1 rRNA gene is annotated in these 508 nt (G+C 54.1%); it reads right to left on the minus strand.

What is annotated here, in order from left to right:
* Window positions 1-508 (minus strand): 23S ribosomal RNA (locus D612_RS0108435); the annotation flags it as partial.

Genomic DNA, 508 nt, shown 5'->3' on the forward strand with positions numbered 1-508 from the left:
CCTTAGGACCGTTATAGTTACGGCCGCCGTTTACTGGGGCTTCGATTCAAAGCTTCTCTTGCGATAACCTCTCCTCTTAACCTTCCAGCACCGGGCAGGTGTCAGCCCCTATACTTCGCCTTACGGCTTCGCAGAGACCTGTGTTTTTGCTAAACAGTCGCTTGGGCCTATTCACTGCGGCTCTCTCACGCTTGCACGCTATCAGAGCACCCCTTCTCCCGAAGTTACGGGGTCATTTTGCCGAGTTCCTTAACGAGAGTTCTCTCGCGCATCTTAGGATTCTCTCCTCGCCTACCTGTGTCGGTTTGCGGTACGGGCACCTTCTACCTCGCTAGAAGCTTTTCTTGGCAGTGTGGAATCAGGAACTTCGGTACTGTTTTTCCCTCGCCATCACAGCTCAGCCTTTTCGAGAAGCGGATTTGCCTACTTCTCAGCCTACCTGCTTGGACGCGCATTTCCAACAGCGCGCTTGCCCTATCCTCCTGCGTCCCTCCATTGCTTCGAAGGG

This window comes from Calidifontibacillus oryziterrae (assembly GCF_000331575.1).
In the GTDB taxonomy this organism is placed as follows: Bacteria; Bacillota; Bacilli; order Bacillales; family Bacillaceae_J; genus Calidifontibacillus_A; species Calidifontibacillus_A oryziterrae.